The organism is Enterobacter sp. 237C8 (assembly GCF_034106865.1).
Lineage (GTDB): Bacteria > Pseudomonadota > Gammaproteobacteria > Enterobacterales > Enterobacteriaceae > Enterobacter > Enterobacter asburiae_B.
The window spans coordinates 69392-87214 of the sequence record NZ_JAWNDF010000009.1; the positions used below are offsets into that span (position 1 = coordinate 69392).

Annotated in this window: 18 protein-coding genes; 4 read left to right on the forward strand and 14 right to left on the reverse strand. The window is 57.2% G+C overall.

Features of this window, described 5'->3' with window-relative positions:
* The first annotated feature begins 51 nt into the window (after nucleotides 1–51).
* Complete coding sequence (zur, locus tag USF70_RS18665; RefSeq protein WP_219940418.1) at nucleotides 52–564, forward strand: zinc uptake transcriptional repressor Zur; 513 nt, start codon at nucleotides 52–54, stop codon at nucleotides 562–564.
* 69 nt (nucleotides 565–633) lie between these two features.
* Here zur and USF70_RS18670 read toward each other — a convergent pair whose 3' ends face one another.
* The 4 genes from USF70_RS18670 to USF70_RS18685 all read right to left on the reverse strand — a co-directional run bounded on the left by USF70_RS18670 (nucleotide 634) and on the right by USF70_RS18685 (nucleotide 3450).
* Nucleotides 634–843: a CsbD family protein gene (locus tag USF70_RS18670; RefSeq protein WP_014830284.1), complete on the reverse strand. Its 210-nt coding sequence runs from the start codon at nucleotides 841–843 to the stop codon at nucleotides 634–636.
* A gap of 120 nt (nucleotides 844–963) precedes the next feature.
* Nucleotides 964–2301, reverse strand: coding sequence for an MATE family efflux transporter DinF (gene dinF, locus USF70_RS18675; protein WP_232938902.1), 1338 nt, complete (start codon nucleotides 2299–2301; stop codon nucleotides 964–966).
* A 63-nt stretch (nucleotides 2302–2364) separates the two neighbouring features.
* Nucleotides 2365–2973: a transcriptional repressor LexA gene (gene lexA / locus USF70_RS18680; protein ID WP_023310039.1), complete on the reverse strand. Its 609-nt coding sequence runs from the start codon at nucleotides 2971–2973 to the stop codon at nucleotides 2365–2367.
* 108 nt (nucleotides 2974–3081) lie between these two features.
* A complete protein-coding gene (locus USF70_RS18685; RefSeq protein ID WP_048980859.1) occupies nucleotides 3082–3450 on the reverse strand; it encodes a diacylglycerol kinase in 369 nt (122 codons plus the stop codon).
* A 154-nt stretch (nucleotides 3451–3604) separates the two neighbouring features.
* Between USF70_RS18685 and plsB the strand changes: the two genes are divergently transcribed.
* On the forward strand, nucleotides 3605–6025 hold the full coding sequence (gene plsB / locus USF70_RS18690) for a glycerol-3-phosphate 1-O-acyltransferase PlsB (RefSeq protein ID WP_033144402.1): 2421 nt from the start codon (nucleotides 3605–3607) through the stop codon (nucleotides 6023–6025).
* A 119-nt stretch (nucleotides 6026–6144) separates the two neighbouring features.
* Here the strand turns inward: plsB and gntU are convergent, their stop codons facing one another.
* From gntU to USF70_RS18715, 5 genes are all read right to left on the reverse strand, one after another.
* The gene (gntU, locus tag USF70_RS18695; protein ID WP_010436459.1) at nucleotides 6145–7485 is read right to left on the reverse strand and encodes a gluconate transporter; all 1341 of its coding nucleotides are present in this window, start codon (nucleotides 7483–7485) and stop codon (nucleotides 6145–6147) included.
* 3 nt (nucleotides 7486–7488) lie between these two features.
* A complete protein-coding gene (gene gntK / locus USF70_RS18700) occupies nucleotides 7489–8016 on the reverse strand; it encodes a gluconokinase (RefSeq protein WP_008503362.1) in 528 nt (175 codons plus the stop codon).
* Nucleotides 8017–8142: 126 nt separating this feature from the next.
* The gene (gntR, locus tag USF70_RS18705) at nucleotides 8143–9138 is read right to left on the reverse strand and encodes a gluconate operon transcriptional repressor GntR (protein WP_021242747.1); all 996 of its coding nucleotides are present in this window, start codon (nucleotides 9136–9138) and stop codon (nucleotides 8143–8145) included.
* A gap of 101 nt (nucleotides 9139–9239) precedes the next feature.
* The gene (locus USF70_RS18710; protein ID WP_003861565.1) at nucleotides 9240–9935 is read right to left on the reverse strand and encodes a pirin family protein; all 696 of its coding nucleotides are present in this window, start codon (nucleotides 9933–9935) and stop codon (nucleotides 9240–9242) included.
* Nucleotides 9936–10057: 122 nt separating this feature from the next.
* Entirely contained in the window at nucleotides 10058–11095 is a 1038-nt protein-coding gene (locus tag USF70_RS18715; protein ID WP_320735900.1) for an oxidoreductase, read from the reverse strand.
* A 256-nt stretch (nucleotides 11096–11351) separates the two neighbouring features.
* Between USF70_RS18715 and yhhY the strand changes: the two genes are divergently transcribed.
* Nucleotides 11352–11840 (forward strand): N-acetyltransferase, encoded by a 489-nt coding sequence (yhhY, locus tag USF70_RS18720; protein WP_045143059.1) that lies wholly within the window; start codon nucleotides 11352–11354, stop codon nucleotides 11838–11840.
* A gap of 88 nt (nucleotides 11841–11928) precedes the next feature.
* Here the strand turns inward: yhhY and ggt are convergent, their stop codons facing one another.
* Nucleotides 11929–13674, reverse strand: coding sequence for a gamma-glutamyltransferase (gene ggt, locus USF70_RS18725; protein WP_073001667.1), 1746 nt, complete (start codon nucleotides 13672–13674; stop codon nucleotides 11929–11931).
* A gap of 123 nt (nucleotides 13675–13797) precedes the next feature.
* Here ggt and USF70_RS18730 point away from each other — a divergent pair, with 123 nt between their 5' ends.
* Complete coding sequence (locus USF70_RS18730) at nucleotides 13798–14175, forward strand: DUF2756 family protein (RefSeq protein WP_045888353.1); 378 nt, start codon at nucleotides 13798–13800, stop codon at nucleotides 14173–14175.
* On the opposite strand, the gene ugpQ is transcribed toward USF70_RS18730, so the two are convergent.
* From ugpQ to ugpA, 4 genes are read right to left on the reverse strand one after another with little or no spacing between them, the layout of a single operon-like run.
* Nucleotides 14159–14905, reverse strand: a complete 747-nt coding sequence (gene ugpQ, locus USF70_RS18735; protein WP_320735901.1) for a glycerophosphodiester phosphodiesterase — start codon at nucleotides 14903–14905, stop codon at nucleotides 14159–14161. The two genes, USF70_RS18730 and ugpQ, sit on opposite strands and share 17 nt — an antisense overlap.
* A complete protein-coding gene (locus USF70_RS18740) occupies nucleotides 14902–15972 on the reverse strand; it encodes a sn-glycerol-3-phosphate import ATP-binding protein UgpC (protein WP_064672996.1) in 1071 nt (356 codons plus the stop codon). The genes ugpQ and USF70_RS18740 overlap by 4 nt, the downstream gene beginning before the upstream one ends.
* A 1-nt stretch (nucleotide 15973) precedes the next feature.
* Nucleotides 15974–16819 carry a sn-glycerol-3-phosphate ABC transporter permease UgpE gene (gene ugpE, locus USF70_RS18745; protein ID WP_033144397.1) on the reverse strand — a complete coding sequence of 282 codons (846 nt, stop codon included), beginning with the start codon at nucleotides 16817–16819 and terminating at the stop codon, nucleotides 15974–15976.
* Nucleotides 16816–17703, reverse strand: a complete 888-nt coding sequence (gene ugpA, locus USF70_RS18750; RefSeq protein ID WP_033144396.1) for a sn-glycerol-3-phosphate ABC transporter permease UgpA — start codon at nucleotides 17701–17703, stop codon at nucleotides 16816–16818. Before ugpA ends, ugpE begins: the two co-directional genes overlap by 4 nt.
* Nucleotides 17704–17823 lie beyond the last annotated feature (120 nt).

Below are 17823 nucleotides of genomic sequence, written 5' to 3' on the forward strand. Positions count from 1 at the left end.
CAGAACATGATAAAGTGAGGGTTTTCCGTCCTATAACATCCGGGGTGCTAAATGGATAAGTCCACAAAAGAGCTGTTAGCGCAGGCCGAAAAGCTGTGTGCGCAACGCAATGTGCGCCTGACTCCGCAGCGCCTCGAAGTCTTACGTCTGATGAGCCTGCAGCAGGGTGCCATCAGCGCTTACGATCTGCTGGACCTGCTCCGCGAAAGCGAGCCGCAGGCGAAACCACCGACCGTGTATCGCGCCCTGGATTTCCTGCTGGAACAAGGATTCGTGCATAAAGTTGAGTCCACAAACAGCTACGTGTTGTGCCATCTGTTCGATCAGCCCACCCATACATCGGCGATGTTTATCTGTGACCGCTGCGGCGTGGTGAAAGAAGAAGGTGCGGAAGGCGTGGAAGATATTATGCATACGCTGGCGGCGAAAATGGGCTTTGCCCTGCGTCATAACGTGATTGAAGCGCACGGGCTGTGCTGTGCCTGCGTGGAAGTGGAAGCCTGCCGTCATCAGGACGCATGTCAGCACGACCACTCTATTCTTGTGAAGAAAAAACCGCGTTAGCAGTAAAAGCAAAGGCGGCTCATGGCCGCCCTCAGGGTGTACTTCCTTGTACTTGCGGGTATAGCCCGGTTACCAGCGGTAGTCGTTGCGTTTTTCCCAGTCGCCCACTTCTTTTTCCGCCTGGTCTTTTGCGTAGCCGTAACGCTCCTGGATTTTACCGACAAGCTGATCGCGTTTACCTTCAATGACGGTCATATCGTCATCGGTCAGCTTACCCCACTGTTCTTTCGCTTTACCTTTGAACTGCTTCCAGTTGCCGCCGATTTCGTCTTTATTCATCATCGTGTCCTCTTAGTTAAGCGTCGGTTCGTAACGTCCGTTACGTTCTTTTCTGCTGGACGTGATAATTATTGTAGTTAAGGATTCGGCAGTTGATTTCATATTCGGAATCTTTAACCGTCACGATATATCGTTACGTGAAGGGAACCAGGTATCGTTTTGCCAGTGGCGGTGCCAGATAAAAGCCAGCGATATCCCTCGCAGCGAGAGGAAAACGGCCAGGGCCAGCCACAAACCGTGATTACCCAGCCAGGGAAGCGTCAGCAGCGTCAGACCAAACCCGGCCGCCGCGACCGCCATGCTGTTACGCATTTCCGCTCCGCGCGTCGCACCAATGAACATGCCGTCCAGCAGATAACACCAGACGCCGACCACCGGTAAGATGACTTGCCAGATGAGATAGTGACTCGCCAGCTCGCGCAGCGCAGGAAGAGACGTAAGCAACGCGACGATTTGCTCACCAAAGCAGGCGTAAACCAGGCCAAACGCCAGCGCCACCAGCCCAGACTGGCGGCAGGCTGCCCACCAGACGTCCCTAAGCTGCCCGCTTTCGCGCGCGCCGTATGCCTGCCCGGAATGCGCTTCTACCGCATAGGCAAATCCGTCCAGCGCGTAGGCGGTAAAGGTCAGCAGCGTCATCAATACCGCGTTGACCGCGACGATTTCTGGCCCCAGTCGGGCCCCGAAAACCGTCAGCGCGCCGAAGCAGAGCTGAAGCAGCAGCGAGCGCAGCATGATGTCACGATTAAGTGCCAGCAGCTTACGGATATTGCCGCGCCATGCGGTTTTGAGCAGCGCCAGAGAGATGCCGCGCATCGCCAGCACGCGCCAGACCATCCACAGGCCAATAATAAAGGTTCCGTACTCGGCAATCGCCGTCGCCAGCGCCGCGCCCCGCACGTTCATATGCAGGCCCATTACCAGCCAGACATCCAGCACAATGTTGAGAAGGTTGCCTGCCACCAGCAAAATCACTGGCGCACGGGCGTACTGCACGCCCAGTAGCCACCCCAGCAGAACCAGGTTTGCCAGCGAGGCGGGCGCGCTGAGCCAGCGAATTTCAAGGAAACGACGCGCCTGAGCCAGTACCGCCTCGCTGCCGCCGACAACATGGAGCGCAAGGTCGATCAGGGGCGTACGTAATAAAACGATTAACACTCCCGCGCCAAGCGCAAGGATCAGCGGCTGGACCAGCGCGCGCGCCAGACGCAGCGGATCTTTTGCACCATAAGCCTGTGCCGTGAGCCCGGTGGTGCTCATGCGCAAAAAGAGCAGCAGCATAAACAGGAAGCTGGTTGCCGTCGCGCCAATCGCCACGCCGCCAAGATAAACAGGCGAATCAAGATGACCAATAACGGCAGTATCGACCAGCCCCAGCAAGGGCACGGTGATATTGGAGAAAATCATCGGCAGAGCGAGACGCCACAATGCCTTATCTGATTCCGTCAGCAGTGACATGAAAAATACCGGGAGTGGAGAATGAAGCAGGCTACAGCGGCGCCATAGCCTGTCAGGAAGAGGTTACAGCCATTCACCGTTGCGAATGACCCCAACCGCCAGTCCTTCGATAGAGAAGTTGTGTTCGCGGAGGTCGACCACAATCGGGGAGAATTCGTTGTTTTCAGGCAGCAGCTGAACGGTGTTACCCTGTTTTTTCAGACGCTTGACGGTAACTTCATCATCAATGCGCGCGACAACTACCTGGCCGTTACGCACATCCTGCGTTTTGTGCACCGCAAGCAGATCGCCATCAAGAATACCGATGTCTTTCATCGACATACCGCTAACGCGCAGCAGGAAATCTGCGCTCGGTTTGAACATGCCAGGATCGACCTGGTAGTGGCCTTCAATATGTTGCTGTGCCAGTAAAGGCTCACCGGCGGCAACACGGCCTATCAGCGGAATGCCCGTCTCTTCTTCCACCAGCAGGCGGATACCGCGTGACGCGCCTGAAACAATCTCAATCACGCCTTTACGCGCCAGCGCTTTCAGGTGTTCTTCGGCAGCATTCGGAGAACGGAAGCCCAGACGCTGCGCGATTTCCGCACGCGTGGGTGGCATACCCGTCTGGCCGATATGATCCCGGATGAGATCAAACACCTCTTGCTGCCTGGTCGTTAACGCTTTCATTCCGCCCCCTGGGTGTATATACAGTTATGCTGTGAGTATATACAGTCAAAGGCGATTTTGGAACCAAAAACTGCACAAAAAACCAGGGACTTAATTATTCCTCGAGGCTCATCGGAAATGTGACCAAAGCAGCGTGACCCAGGTGATAACGGCAGTGATAATCGCCAGCAACACGGCAGCAGAGCCCATGTCTTTTGCGCGGCCAGAAAGCTCGTGGAAATCTGAACCAATGCGATCAACAACGGCCTCAATAGCGCTATTAAGAATTTCCACTATCATCACCAGAAGCACGGAACCGATAAGAAGTACGCGGGTAATAGCATCAACATCAAGGAAAGAGGCGATGATCACCGCGATGATAGCGGCGACGCCCTCCTGGCGAAAGGCGGCTTCGTTGATCCACGCGGCACGGAAACCTTTCCATGAATAGCCGGCGGCTTTGATGATACGCGTTAACCCAGTGGTATTATTGGCCATTAAAAGAACCTTTTATGAAAAAAAGCGTCAGTAACAGGAACTGTAGCGCGTTTCGCTACAGCCTGAAGTATGACGGGTAACAACAGAAATTTTGCGCGCTTTCTGTTATCCTTGCGCCGCAATTGCATTATTAACCAGAGGCTTTACATCGTTTATGTCCGGCTGGCCACGAATTTACTACAAATTACTTAATTTACCATTAAGCATCCTGGTAAAAAGCAAGTCTATCCCAGCAGAACCCGCGCTGGAATTGGGGCTCGATACCTCGCGTCCTATTATGTACGTTTTGCCTTATAACTCGAAGGCAGACTTACTGACGCTTCGCGCCCAGTGTCTGGCGCATGACTTACCGGACCCGCTTGAACCGCTTGAAGTTGACGGTACGCTGCTGCCGCGCTACGTGTTCATTCACGGTGGACCGCGCGTGTTTACCTACTACACGCCAAAAGAAGAGTCCATCAAGCTGTTCCACGACTATCTTGACCTGCACCGCAGCAACCCCGATCTGGATGTGCAGATGGTGCCGGTATCGGTGATGTTTGGTCGTCGTCCGGGCCGTGAAAAAGGTGAAGAGAATCCGCCGCTGCGCATGCTTAACGGCATCCAGAAGTTCTTCGCGGTCTCCTGGCTGGGACGCGACAGCTTTGTGCGTTTCTCCCCTTCCGTTTCGCTGCGTCGAATGGCGGACGAGCACGGTACCGACAAGATCATCGCGCAAAAACTGGCGCGCGTGGCGCGTATGCACTTCGCCCGCCAGCGCCTCGCTGCCGTAGGGCCGCGTCTCCCGGCGCGTCAGGATCTGTTCAACAAGCTTTTGGCCTCCAAAGCGATTGCCCGCGCCGTTGAAGACGAAGCGCGCAGCAAGAAAATATCGCATGAGAAAGCCCAGCAGAACGCCATTGCGCTGATGGAAGAGATTGCAGCGAACTTCTCTTACGAGATGATTCGCCTGTCCGATCGTATTCTCGGCTTTACCTGGAACCGCCTGTATCAGGGCATCAACGTTCATAATGCTGAACGTGTGCGTCAGCTGGCGCACGATGGCCATGAGATTGTCTATGTTCCCTGCCACCGCAGCCACATGGACTACCTGCTTCTTTCCTACGTGCTCTATCACCAGGGGCTGGTACCGCCGCACATTGCTGCCGGTATCAACCTGAATTTCTGGCCAGCAGGTCCGATTTTCCGCCGCCTGGGCGCGTTCTTTATCCGTCGCACCTTCAAGGGCAACAAGCTCTACTCCACCGTGTTCCGCGAATATCTGGGCGAGCTGTTCAGCCGCGGCTATTCCGTGGAGTACTTCGTGGAGGGCGGTCGTTCCCGTACCGGACGTCTGCTCGATCCGAAGACCGGCACGCTGTCGATGACCATTCAGGCGATGCTGCGCGGAGGAACCCGTCCAATCACGCTGGTGCCAATCTACATTGGCTATGAGCACGTGATGGAAGTGGGCACGTACGCCAAAGAGCTGCGCGGTGCGACCAAAGAGAAAGAGAGCCTGCCGCAGATGCTTCGCGGCTTGAGCAAGCTACGCAATCTCGGTCAGGGCTACGTGAACTTCGGCGAACCGATGCCGCTGATGACGTATCTGAACCATCACGTTCCCGAGTGGCGTGAATCCATCGATCCTATCGAAGCGATTCGTCCGGCCTGGCTGACGCCAACGGTCAACGGCATCGCGTCCGAGTTGATGGTGCGTATTAACAACGCCGGTGCGGCTAACGCCATGAACCTGTGCTGTACGGCGCTTCTGGCTTCGCGTCAGCGCTCGCTGACCCGCGAACAGCTCACGGAGCAGCTGGATTGCTATCTGGACATGATGCGCAACGTGCCGTATTCCGTTGATTCAACCGTGCCTTCTGCTACCGCCAGTGAGCTTATCGATCACGCGCTGCAGATGAACAAGTTTGAAGTCGAAAAGGACACGATCGGCGACATCATTATTCTGCCGCGCGAGCAGGCAGTGCTGATGACCTACTACCGCAACAACATCACCCATATGCTGATGCTGCCGTCACTCATGGCGGCTATCATCACCCAGCATCGCCGTATTTCGCGTCAGGAGCTATTGCGTCACGTTGAGACGCTCTATCCGATGCTGAAAGCGGAGCTGTTCCTGCGCTGGAGCAAAGACGAGCTGGCGGGCGAACTGGACAAACTGACGGAAGAGCTGCGTCGTCAGGGGCTGATCACCGTCTCAAACGACGAGCTGCACATCAATCCGTCGCGTTCCCGAACCCTGCAACTGCTTGCGGCCGGTGCGCGCGAAACGCTGCAGCGCTACGCCATTACGTTCTGGCTGCTGAGTGCGAACCCGTCTATCAACCGCGGCACGCTGGAGAAAGAGAGCCGGACGCTGGCACAGCGCCTGTCCGTTCTGCACGGCATTAACGCCCCGGAGTTCTTCGACAAAGCGGTCTTCAGCTCTCTGGTCCTGACGCTGCGTGATGAAGGCTACATCAGCGATACGGGAGATGCCGAGCCGGAAGAGACGCTGAAGGTGTACCAGATGCTGGCCGAACTCATTACGTCGGATGTGCGTTTGACGATCGAGAGCGCGACGCAGGGCGAGTGATGTGAAAAAGCCGGGTTGGTGGTTTCACCTGACCCGGCCTGGCGTTCTGCATAATATAAAGGCCCGGTAAGCGTTAACGCTACCGGGCCTTATTTTTGAGCCTTGTTAAATCACCGCATTCAGCTCAGCAGTGTGAAAGCAATCATCCCGACAATGGCGCCCGTCGTGCCAAGGATGGTTTCCATCAGCGTCCAGGTTTTCAGGGTTTGCGCTTCGGTGGCGCCGGTAAATTTACCGAACAGCCAGAAGCCCGCGTCGTTAACGTGAGAGACCACAATCGAACCGCCCGCGATACAAATAGACAGCGCCGCCATCTGCGCACCGGAATAGTTCAGCTGTTCAATCACCGGCATCACCAGACCCACGGCGGTTAAGCACGCCACGGTTGCGGAACCCTGGATGATACGCACCGCCGCAGCCAGCACGAAGCAGGTGACCGCAATCGGCAGGCCCATCCCGGTCAGCGCTTCGCCCAGAGCCGGACCCACGCCGGAATCCACCAGCACCTGCTTGAACACGCCGCCAGCGCCGATCACCAGCAGGATAATACCCGCAGGCTGCAGCGCGGCACCGCAGATCTCCATCACCCGGTCTTTTGGCATTCCCTGACGCATCGCCAGGCCGTAAATCGCCACCAGACAGGCCACCAGGATCGCCGTGAACGGGTGGCCGATGAACTCGAACCATTCGTAGGCGCTGGAACCTACCGGCACAAAGCGCGCGGCGATGGTTTTCAGACCCACGAGAACCAGCGGGAGCAGGATCAGCGACAGGCTGAAGCCGAAGGACGGCATTTTGCCCTCGCCCAGGTGCGGCTCGGTGATGTCGTCCGGAATATGCAGCTCAACGTAACGGCTGATGAAGTTGCCCCACAGCGGACCGGCAATAATCATCCCCGGGATTGCCGCGCACAGACCAATCAGGATCATCCAGCCAAAGTCAGCGTGCATCTGGGACGCCAGCAGCATCGGCGCAGGCCCCGGCAGCAGAAACGCTGCGGCCGCCGCCACGCCCGCAAACAGCGGAATAACCAGCTTCACGAGGTTAGTGCCGGTATGGCGCGCCATGGAGAACGCGACGCTTATCAGCAGCACAACGGCCACTTCGAAGAACAGCGGCAGCGCGCAAATCAGGCCAGCCAGACCAATCGCGTAGTGCGCGCGGCTGTGGCCAAAGGATTTCAGCATCTTGACGGCAATCTGGTCGACCGCGCCCGTCTCGTGCAAAATCTTGCCAAACATCGCGCCAAGGGCGACCACAATCGCCAGGAAGCCCAGCGTGCCTCCCATCCCTTTTTCCATCGTCGCGGCGATCTTGTCGAGCGGCATACCGGAAAAGAGACCTGCACCTATAGAAACCACCATCAAAGCGACAAAAGCGTGCATACGCGCCTTCATCACTAAAAACAGCAGCAGCAACACGGAACCCACTGCTGTCAAAACTAGCGTTAATGTACTCAAAACTTACTGCCTTTTATTAATGACCTCGATGGTGCTGGCAACAACACCTTCCAGTGACTGATCGATATCAACCACTAAGACGTCTTTCTCATCTTCACCCGGCTCCTGCAGCGCTTCGAACTGCGTCACCAGCATCTGGGTTTTGAAGAAGTGACCTTTACGCGCCTTCAGGCGGCTTTCAATCACCTCGAAGTCCCCTTTCAGGTAGATGAAAGAGAGGTTCGGGTTGCCATCGCGCAGCAGGTCGCGGTAGGTTTTTTTCAGCGCAGAGCAGACAATCAGGGAGACTTTGTTGGTACGCTGCATGGCGAACGCGGCGTCATTCAGCGCCTGCAACCACGGTTTGCGGTCGTCGTCGTTCAGCGGCTCGCCTGAGGCCATTTTCATGATGTTGCTGCGCGGATGGAGGAAGTCGCCATCAAGGAACGCTGCCTGGAGTTGATGCGCCACTTCGCTGGCTACGGCTGATTTCCCGCTACCGGAAACGCCCATCAGGACGTAGACGTGGTGATCGTGATTAGTCGTGCTCAAAGGGTGTCCCTCAGTCAATTGTTACGGGTAACAGTTATCGGTAACATTGTCCTGCCGGGGCAAAAGAGAAGCAATATCCAAACGTGCGCGAAGTGAATAAGTGTGAGCTACTTCAAATTTGTCAGTTCAAATAGATCCACCCGGTGACAAGGTGAAACCTAAATCTAACATTTTTGGGGTAACCGTCTCGCCACGAATGCGCGCCAGCAGGCGTTCTGCGCCAATGCGGCCCATACGTTCACGCGGGGTCAGGACGCTCGCCAGACGCGGCTCCATCACCTGGCCAATGTCGTGGCCGTGGAAACCGGCAATTGCCATATCATCCGGGATCTTGAGCCCCAGACGCTGGCACTCAAACGCCGCGCCGACCGCAAGGTCATCGTTGGTGCAGAAAATACCGTCCAGTTGCGGATACTCGCGTCGTGCCTGACGCATCAGCTCAATACCCGACGTATAGGAAGAGGACTGCTCCACCATCACGCTGTACGGGGTTAGGTTCGCGTCGAGCATCGCCTGCTCGTATCCCTTCTGTTTGATGATAGTACGTTCATCAAGACGCGCACCCAGATAGGCGATATGACGATGCCCACGGGCGATGATGGCCGCCGTCATCTGGCGCGCCGCTTCGAAGTTATCGAACCCCACGGCGATGTCGAGGCACGGCGACTGGCTGTCCATCAGCTCCACCACCGGGATACCGGCCACTTCAATCATTTTGAGCGTGCGGGCAGTGTGGGTACGTTCCGTTAAAATCAGGCCGTCGATGTTCCAGGAAAGCATCGATTCAAGACGTTCCTCTTCCAGTTCCGGCTTGTACCCGTAGTGGGCGAGCATGGTTTGATAGCCAAAAGCATCGGTGACGCTTTCAATGCCGCGCAAAACTTCGGCGAAAACCTGGTTGGTCAGGGAAGGAAGCAGGACGCCCACCGCACGGCTGGTCGCATTGGAGAGAATATCGGGCGCGCGGTTGGGGATATAACCCAGTTCATCAAGGGCCGCGGCAATCTTGCCACGCAACGCCACGGAAACCTGTTCCGGGTTACGTAAAAAACGGCTGACCGTCATTTTGGTCACACCGACGCGATCGGCGACATCCTGAAGTACGGGGCGTTTCTTTTTCATCGTCCTGAGAAATCTTGAAGTGAGAGATTTGCTCAGTTTATCACGGACAAAGCCCATCCTTCCCCTGTCAAAGGGAAGGATGGGCATTTATTTATGATTTATTAGACCGGCGGCAGGTCAAACAGCAGAATTTCACTTTCGCTGTCGGCATGCACGGAGAGCGCCTGCTCATCCCAGACGGCGAGGCCATCGGCGGTTGTCGCTTTGGTGCCGTTGATAGACACTTCACCTTTCACCACCTGGATCCAGACGCGGCGGTTGGCGGCAATCTGGTGCACAGACTGTTCGTCTTTCGCCAGCGCCCAGCGGTACAGCTCCATATCCTGATGCACCTTCAGGGAACCTTCACGCGCATCCGGGGACAGCACCAGCTGTTTGCCCTGTTTCGCGTCGAAGCGGCGCTGCTCGTAGCGCGGCGTGATGCCGGTCTCTTCTGGAATGATCCAGATTTGATACAGGTGCAGTTTTTCCGTTTTGCTCGGGTTGTACTCGGAGTGACGCACCCCGGTACCCGCACTCATAATCTGGAACTCGCCCGCCGGAACCTGCTCTTTGTTGCCCATGCTGTCCTGGTGTTCCACCGCCCCTTCCAGCACATAGGTCAGGATTTCCATGTCCTTGTGCGGGTGGGTACCGAAGCCCTGGCCTGCATCAATCACGTCGTCGTTAATCACGCGCAGTGCGGAGAAGCCCATGAAGTTCGGGTCGTAGTAGTCGGCAAACGAGAATGAATGCCATGAGTCCAGCCAGCCATGATTCGCGTGACCACGTTCGTTTGCTTTGCGTAAGTAGATCATTGTTTCACCCTCAGTTCGTTTCGATGGAGTAAGTGTGGACGCAAACCGCCTGGGATCATAGAGGGTGAAAATTGACTCCTCTGTTCAAAAATTATGAACAAGCGCAGAGGAGCCGTTTTTGCTTATTTCGCGAGGGTTACCGTGGCAGGAGAAGCCTGCTCAAAGGCCCGCTCGAGGATTTCCAGGTTGGTCAGAACGTCAGATTCCTTGACGTAATTCGGCGCGCTAGTTGTGAGAGTTTCATACAGCGCATCGTAGACGCGGCCATAGTCGCCAATTTCCGGTTTCAGCTCTTCCCTGACCGTTACGCCCTCATCGTTCACATACTCCAGCACGCCCACGGAATTATCCGCCGCAAAGCCCGGTTCACCCGGCATGATGTTGGCCTTCAGGCTGGTCTCCTGCTGGTCGATGCCGTACTTAATGAACGATCCTTTGGTGCCGTGAACGATAAATTTCGGATAGTCGATTTTCACCAGATGGCTGGTTTTGACGATGGCCTTCAGGTCGCCGTAGAACAGCTGCGCTTCAAAGGTGTCGTCCGGGTTGGCTTTGTTACGCAGGCTGCGGATGTCATACGCCACGTGGTCTGGTCGGCCAAACAGGGAGATGATCTGGTCCATCGTATGCACGCCCAGACCATAGAACGAGCCGTCCTGCGGCAGGCCTGGTTGGGTTTCCGCCACCGGACGGTAGTAATCGAAGTGGCTTTCGATTTCCACAATGTCGCCCAGCTTGCCGCTTTCAATCGCCTTTTTCGCCGTCAGGAAGCAGCTGTCAAAGCGACGGTTCTGATACGGCGTGACGGTCAGGCCTTTACTTTTCGCCAGCGCGAACAGCTCTTTTGCTTCGGCGATGGTCGGGGTGAACGGTTTTTCCACCAGCACGTTTTTGCCCGCTTCCAGCGCGCGTTTCGCATAGTCAAAATGGCTGTCGGCATGGGTGCAGACAACAACCAGTTTGACCAGCGGGTCGTTAAGCACTTCATCAAGATCGCTGGTGAAATGGATATGGGAATACTGCGGGGATTGCTCTTCCGGCTTCGCGCGGCGGCGGAAGATGTGCGCGACGTGCCAGCTGTCTTTACGGTTGAGAACATACGGCAGGTGGTAGCGGGTCGTACTTTTACCAAATCCAATAAATGCGCAATGTAGTGTCATGGCTCAGTCCTTTTGGAAGGTTACTGAGTCTAACCATAACAAAAAAAAAGCCAGCTAAAAGCTGGCTAAAGTAATACTGGAAGCAATGTGAGCAATGTCGTGCTTTCAGGTTCCCGTAGCGGTCTTCCTGAATGCAGAGCAATAATAATCATTCTCATTCGCACTTGTCCAATACTTTTTGCAAAAAATAGCGGTTGACTCAAATTTTAAAGTCATTGATGTTGAAAGGGACGTTTAACTGACTGAGGAATAAGGAATGAGTGAGATAGTGATACGCCATGCGGAACCGAAAGATTATGACGCCATTCGTCAGATCCACGCCCAGCCGGAGGTGTACCACAACACACTACAGGTTCCTCATCCCTCTGAGCAAATGTGGCAAGAACGGCTATCCGACCAGCCCGGCATCAAGCAGCTCGTCGCCTGCATAGACGGTCATGTCGCCGGCCATCTGTGCATCGTCGTCGCGCAACGCCCGCGCCGCAGCCATGTGGCTGATTTTGGGATTTGTGTCGGCGCGCAGTGGCAAAACCGGGGCGTTGCCAGCGCTCTGATGCGCACCATGATTGATATGTGCGATAACTGGCTGCGCGTTGACCGCATTGAGCTGACGGTATTTGTCGATAACGAACCGGCGATTGCGGTGTACAAAAAACACGGGTTCGAAATTGAAGGCACCGGCAAACGCTATGCCCTGCGCAACGGCGAGTATGTGGATGCGTATTATATGGCGAGAATGAAGTAGTTTGTTGCCCTCACCTTAACCCTCTCCCACAGGGAGAGGGAATGAAAAACGTAGGCCGGGTAAGGCGAAGCCGCCACCCGGCAAACCATCAATACCCCGCCGACAAATCATCCACCGACCGCGGATCCGACGCGCCAAACAGCGCCCCGTCCGGCCCGACCATAATGCTCTGGGTGCTGCCCATCGCCTCCTTCACCGCCACCTTCTGCCCGCGCTGTTCAAGCAGCTTGATGGTGTCCGGGCTAAAGCCCTTCTCCACGCGCAGCTCGTCCGGCAGCCACTGGTGATGGAAACGCGGTGCGTTGGTCGCTTCGGCGACGTTCATCCCAAAGTCGATGCTGTTCACCACCATCTGCAGCACGGTAGTGATAATACGGCTCCCGCCAGGGCTGCCGGTCACCAGCCAGGTTTTCCCGTCTTTCACGACAATGGTGGGCGACATAGAAGACAGCGGACGTTTCTTAGGCCCTACTGCATTCGCATCGCCGCCCACCAGCCCGTAGACGTTCGGCACGCCCGGTTTGGCAGAGAAGTCATCCATCTCGTTGTTCAGCAGAATACCGCTGTTGCCCGCCACAATCCCGGTGCCGAAGGTGGTGTTGAGCGTGTACGTCACCGCCACCGCGTTACCGTCTTTATCCACCACCGAGAAGTGGGTGGTCTGGTTGCTTTCGTACGGCGCCAGCTTGCCGGGGCGAATCTCGCTCGACGGTTTAGCCTTGTTGATGTCGATCTGATCGGCAATGGATTTGGCATACGCCTTGTTGGTCAGCGCCTGCCACGGCACCTTCACGAAATCCGGATCGCCGAGATATTCCGACCGGTCGGCGTAGGCGCGTTTTTCCGCTTCCGCCATCACCTGCATGGCGTCCGCGCTGCCGAAGCCGAACTTGTGCATATCGAAGTTTTCGAGAATATTGAGGATCTGCACGATGTGGATCCCGCCGGAGGACGGCGGCGGCATGGAGAAGACCTCATATCCGCGATAGGTACCGCTAATCGGCTCGCGCTCCACCGCCTTGTATTCCGCCAGATCCGCTTTGGTGATGAGCCCGCCGTTCTTCTGCATCTCTTCGGCAATCTGGTCGGCAATTGCCCCTTTGTAGAAGGCATCCGGACCGTGCTCAGCAATCAGCTCCAGGCTTTTGGCGAGGTTCTTCTGCACCAGCCTATCGCCCTTCTTCAGGGGCTCACCGTCTTTCCAGAAGATGGCCTTGCTGTTTTCGTGATTCGGAATGACTTCGCTGCCGTAGGTCTTGAGATCGTCCGCCAGCGCATCGTTTACCACAAAGCCGTCGCGCGCCAGCTTGATCGCAGGCTGCACCACCTTGTTTAGCGGCATCGTGCCGTATTTTTCCAGCGCCAGCGAGAAGCCCGCAACGGTGCCCGGCGTGCCGGTAGCGAGGTGCGAAGTCAGGGATTTTTTGCTGTCAGGGTTACCCTGATCGTCGAGGAACATATCGCGGGACGCCTGAGAAGGCGCCATTTCGCGGAAATCGATGGCGGTGGTTTTGCCGTCTTTAGTGCGCAGCATCATAAAGCCGCCGCCGCCCAGGTTCCCCGCCTGCGGATGCGTCACCGCCAGCGCATAGCCGACGGCGACCGCTGCATCCACCGCGTTACCGCCCTGCCTGAGAATATCGACGCCCACTTTTGTTGCCAGCGCATCCACTGACGCCACCATGCCATGGGTTGCCCGCACGGGATGAAAAACATCTTCCTCCACGCCGTAAGAGACCGGAGGCGCCGCTGGCGGGTTGGCCGCCACGCTAAATGTACCGCCTGCCATCAGCGCGGCGATGGCGACCCAGCGCAAAAACGTTGGTTTCATCATTATTGTTCTCCAGGTGAAGGGATCCATATTCCCCGCTTAAGCCTGGTTCACAACTCCTAAAAAATCATCGTCATGGTGAAATCGGGGTAAACTTAAGAGAGACCTCAAAAGGAGGAAATGACAATGAAACGCTTATGGATCCTTACGGCGCTGATCCCGTTTGCCGCGCTCGCACAGCCACTCAACACCCTGAACAACCCGAACCAGCAGGGTTACGTTATCCCGAGCCAGCAGCGTATGCAGACAGAGATGATGAGCCAGCAACAGCAGCAGAAAGGGATGCTTAATCAGCAGCTTAAAACGCAGACCCAGATGCAGCAGCAAAGCCTGCAAAATCAGATGAACGCCAACACCCAGCGCGTGCAGCAGGGGCAGGTGCGCGAGCAGCCGCTGCCTAATAAAAACGGCGGGATGTTAGGAGGAATGACGTCGTCAGGCAGCGGACAGCAGCACATGCTGCCGCCGCAGTCGAATGGCAGTATGCTTAATCCGCAGAACTAAAGTCCGGGCCGATCAGGTCGATTGCATCGGTACAGATGCTGTCCACGCCCCAGCGCAGCAGTTCGGCTGCGCGCTGGGGTTTGTTAACCGTGTAGACCAGAATATGCAGGCCCGCGTCCTTCAGCATCTTCACCCGCGCCTCATCCAGCAGCCTGTGGTTGAGATGGATAGAAACGCACGCTAAGCGTGCCGTCAGCTCGCGCCAGTCCTCGCGCCACTCGTCAAGCAGCAGCCCGCGCGGCAGCTCCGGCACGGCCGCCTGTGCGGCCTCCAGCGCATCGATTTCAAATGATGACAGCAGCGGAGCGGTCATCCCTTCCCACAGCTCGCGCGCGGCCAGGGCAATCACTTTGCCCGTCAGCGGCCCGGTGCCGGTGGTCGGTTTGATTTCGATATTGGCCATCATGCCGTGCTGGCGACAGCGATCGGCCACTTCCGCCAGCAGCGGCAGCGGTTCGCCTTTAAATTCGCCGCTGTACCAGCTTCCGGCGTCCACCTTCAGCAGATCGCGCCACGGCAGCTCGCCCGCCACGCCCCAGCCGTTGCTGGTGCGTTCGAGGTTATCGTCATGCAGCAGGAAAATTTCGCCGTCTTTCGACAGCTTGGCGTCGAACTCGATCATCGTGTGACCGTAGTGCGCGCCGACGTCAATCGCCGCCAGGGTGTTCTCCGGCGCCAGCTTACCGCCGCCCCGGTGGGCGACGACGTGGGGATAAGGCCAGTTGCTCATACTCGTTGTCCTGTTTCACCGTCAAACAGGTGCAGATGGTTTTCCGGCAGGTGCAGCCACAGCGTGCTGCCTGCTTTCGGACGCTCCTGATGTGCCAGGCGCACCACCATTTTTTGCTCGCCCCAGCGCCCGTGCGCCAGGTTATCTGCACCCAACATCTCCAGCGTGTCCATCACCAGCGGCACGCCGCCGTCCGCCTGAGAGGTTAAACCAATATGTTCCGGGCGGATACCGAGCGTCATCTTACGCCCGGCGTAGCCACGATAGTACCAGTTGATCGGCAACGCCATCCCGCTTTCCAGCTCAAAATGCGTGCCCGCGCTGCTGATACGCCCTTCCAGCAGGTTCATTGCCGGGCTGCCGATAAAGCTCGCCACAAAGCGGGTGGCCGGTTTCTCGTACACTTCCACCGGAGTGCCAATCTGTTCGGCGATGCCTTTGTTCATCACCATCACGCGCTGGGCGAGGGTCATGGCTTCGACCTGATCGTGGGTCACATACAGGGAGGTGGTGTTCAGGCGACGGTGCAGCTGCTGCAGCTCAAGACGCATCTGCACGCGCAGCTTGGCGTCGAGGTTAGACAGCGGCTCGTCGAACAGGAATACCGCCGGATCGCGCACGATGGCGCGCCCCATCGCCACGCGCTGGCGCTGGCCGCCGGAAAGCTCGCGCGGGCGGCGCTTCAGCAGTCCGTCCAGCTCGAGAATGCGCGCCGCTTCTTTCACGCGCTCGTCGATATGGCCTTTGCCCATGCCGCGGATTTTCAGCCCCCAGGCCATGTTCTCTTCCACGCTCATGTGCGGATAGAGGGCGTAGTTCTGGAACACCATTGCGATGCCTCTGTCTTTCGGCTCCATCTCGGTGACGCGCTGACGGTCAATCCAGATATCCCCGGAGGTCACGCGCTCCAGCCCCGCCACCATGCGCAGCAGGGTGGATTTGCCACAGCCGGACGGGCCGACCATCACGATGAATTCTCCGTCCGCCACGTCGAGCGTCAGCGGCTGAATCACCTGGGTTTTGCCATCCCAGCTTTTGGTTACTGCCTGAAGTTTTAAACCTGCCATCTTATTTCTCGCTATCGACCAGGCCGCGGACAAACGCGCGCTGCATGGCTAAAACAATGACTACGGGTGGGATAAGGGTGAGCAGCATCGCCGCCATCACCTGGTTCCAGAGCGTGGTGCCTTCGCCGGTGGCGATCATGCCTTTGATGCCCGCCACGGCGGTGCCGAGGTTAACGTCCTGAATAATCAGCAGCGGCCACAGGTACTGGTTCCAGCCGTAGATAAAGGTGATCACAAACAGCGCCGCAAGGTTGGTTTTCGACAGCGGCAGCACGATGTCCCTGAAGAAGCGCATCGGCGACGCGCCGTCGATGCGCGCCGCTTCAATCAGCTCGTCCGGCAGGGTCATAAAGAACTGGCGGAACAGGAAGGTGGCGGTCGCCGAGGCCATCAGCGGCAGGGTTAAGCCCGCGTAGCTGTCGAGCAGCTTCAGGTTGGCAATCACTTCTACCGTCGGGAAGATACGCACCTCTACCGGCAGCATCAGGGTGATAAAAATCATCCAGAAGAAGAGGTTACGCAGCGGAAAGCGGAACCAGACGATGGCGAAGGCCGAAAGCATCGACACCGTAATTTTGCCGACCGTAATGCCAAACGCCATGATGAAGCTGTTGAGCATCATCAGCCAGAACGGCGCGCTGTTGGCGCCCACGCCCTGAGTCCAGATGGTCTTCATGTTCTCGAACAGATGCCCGCCGGGGATCAGCGTCATCGGCGTGTCGAACACCGCTTTGGTGTCCAGCGTGGCGGCGACAAACGCCACGTACAGCGGGAAGAGGATGACGATAATCCCTAAAATCAGCATGGTATGGCTGAAAATCGTCAGCCCGCGACGGTTCTCAATCATTGGTAGCGCACCTTACTTTCGACATAGCGGAACTGCACCACCGTGAGGATGATGACGAGGAACATCAGCACGACCGACTGCGCGGCGGAGGCGGAGAGATCCAGCCCCGCAAAGCCTTCGCGGTAGATTTTGTAAATCAGCGTGGTGGTCGCCTGCACCGGGCCGCCTGCGGTCGCCGCGTCGATCACCGGGAAGGTGTCGAAGAAGGCGTACACGAGGTTAACCACCAGCAGGAAGAAACTCACCGGGGCGATCAGCGGCAGCGACAGCCTGAAGAAACGACGAATGGGCCCTGCGCCGTCAATCGCCGCGGCTTCCACCAGCGAGCGCGGAATGGACTGCAGCGCGGCAAAGAAGAACAGGAAGTTGTAGCTGATCTGCTTCCACACCGAGGCGAACACCACCAGGAACATGGCCTGACCGCTGTTCTGGGCGTGGTTCCAGTCGTAGCCGAACTCGGCCAGGAAGTGGGTAATCAACCCGCGACCGGGGTTAAACAGGAAGATCCACAGTACGGCGGCGACGGCGGGAGCCACGGCGTAAGGCAGCAGCATCAGGGTTTGATAAATACGGCTGCCGCGCACCACGTAGTCCACCAACGCGGCGAAAAACAGCGAGGCAACCAGACCGCTGACGGTCACCAGCGCGCTGAACTTCATCGTCGTCCAGAAGGAGTCCAGGTAGTAGCTGTCGTGGAACAGTGCGGTAAAGTTGTCCAGGCCAACAAACTGGCTGGAAAGCCCGAACGGGTCGACGCTTTGTACCGAGTACCACAACGCTTCGCCCGCAGGCCAGATAAAGAAGATAACGGTGATGACCAGCTGCGGCGCGACCAGAAGATAGGGCAGCCAGCGGGAACGGAACACCGGACGGGATGATGACATAGGTTTGCTCTGTAGGTATTCACCCCTCACCCCGGCCCTCTCCCCAAAGGGGCGAGGGAGAAAAGACGGCTCCGCGCAGTCCCCTCTCCCCTATGGGAGAGGGTTAGGGTGAGGGGCAGG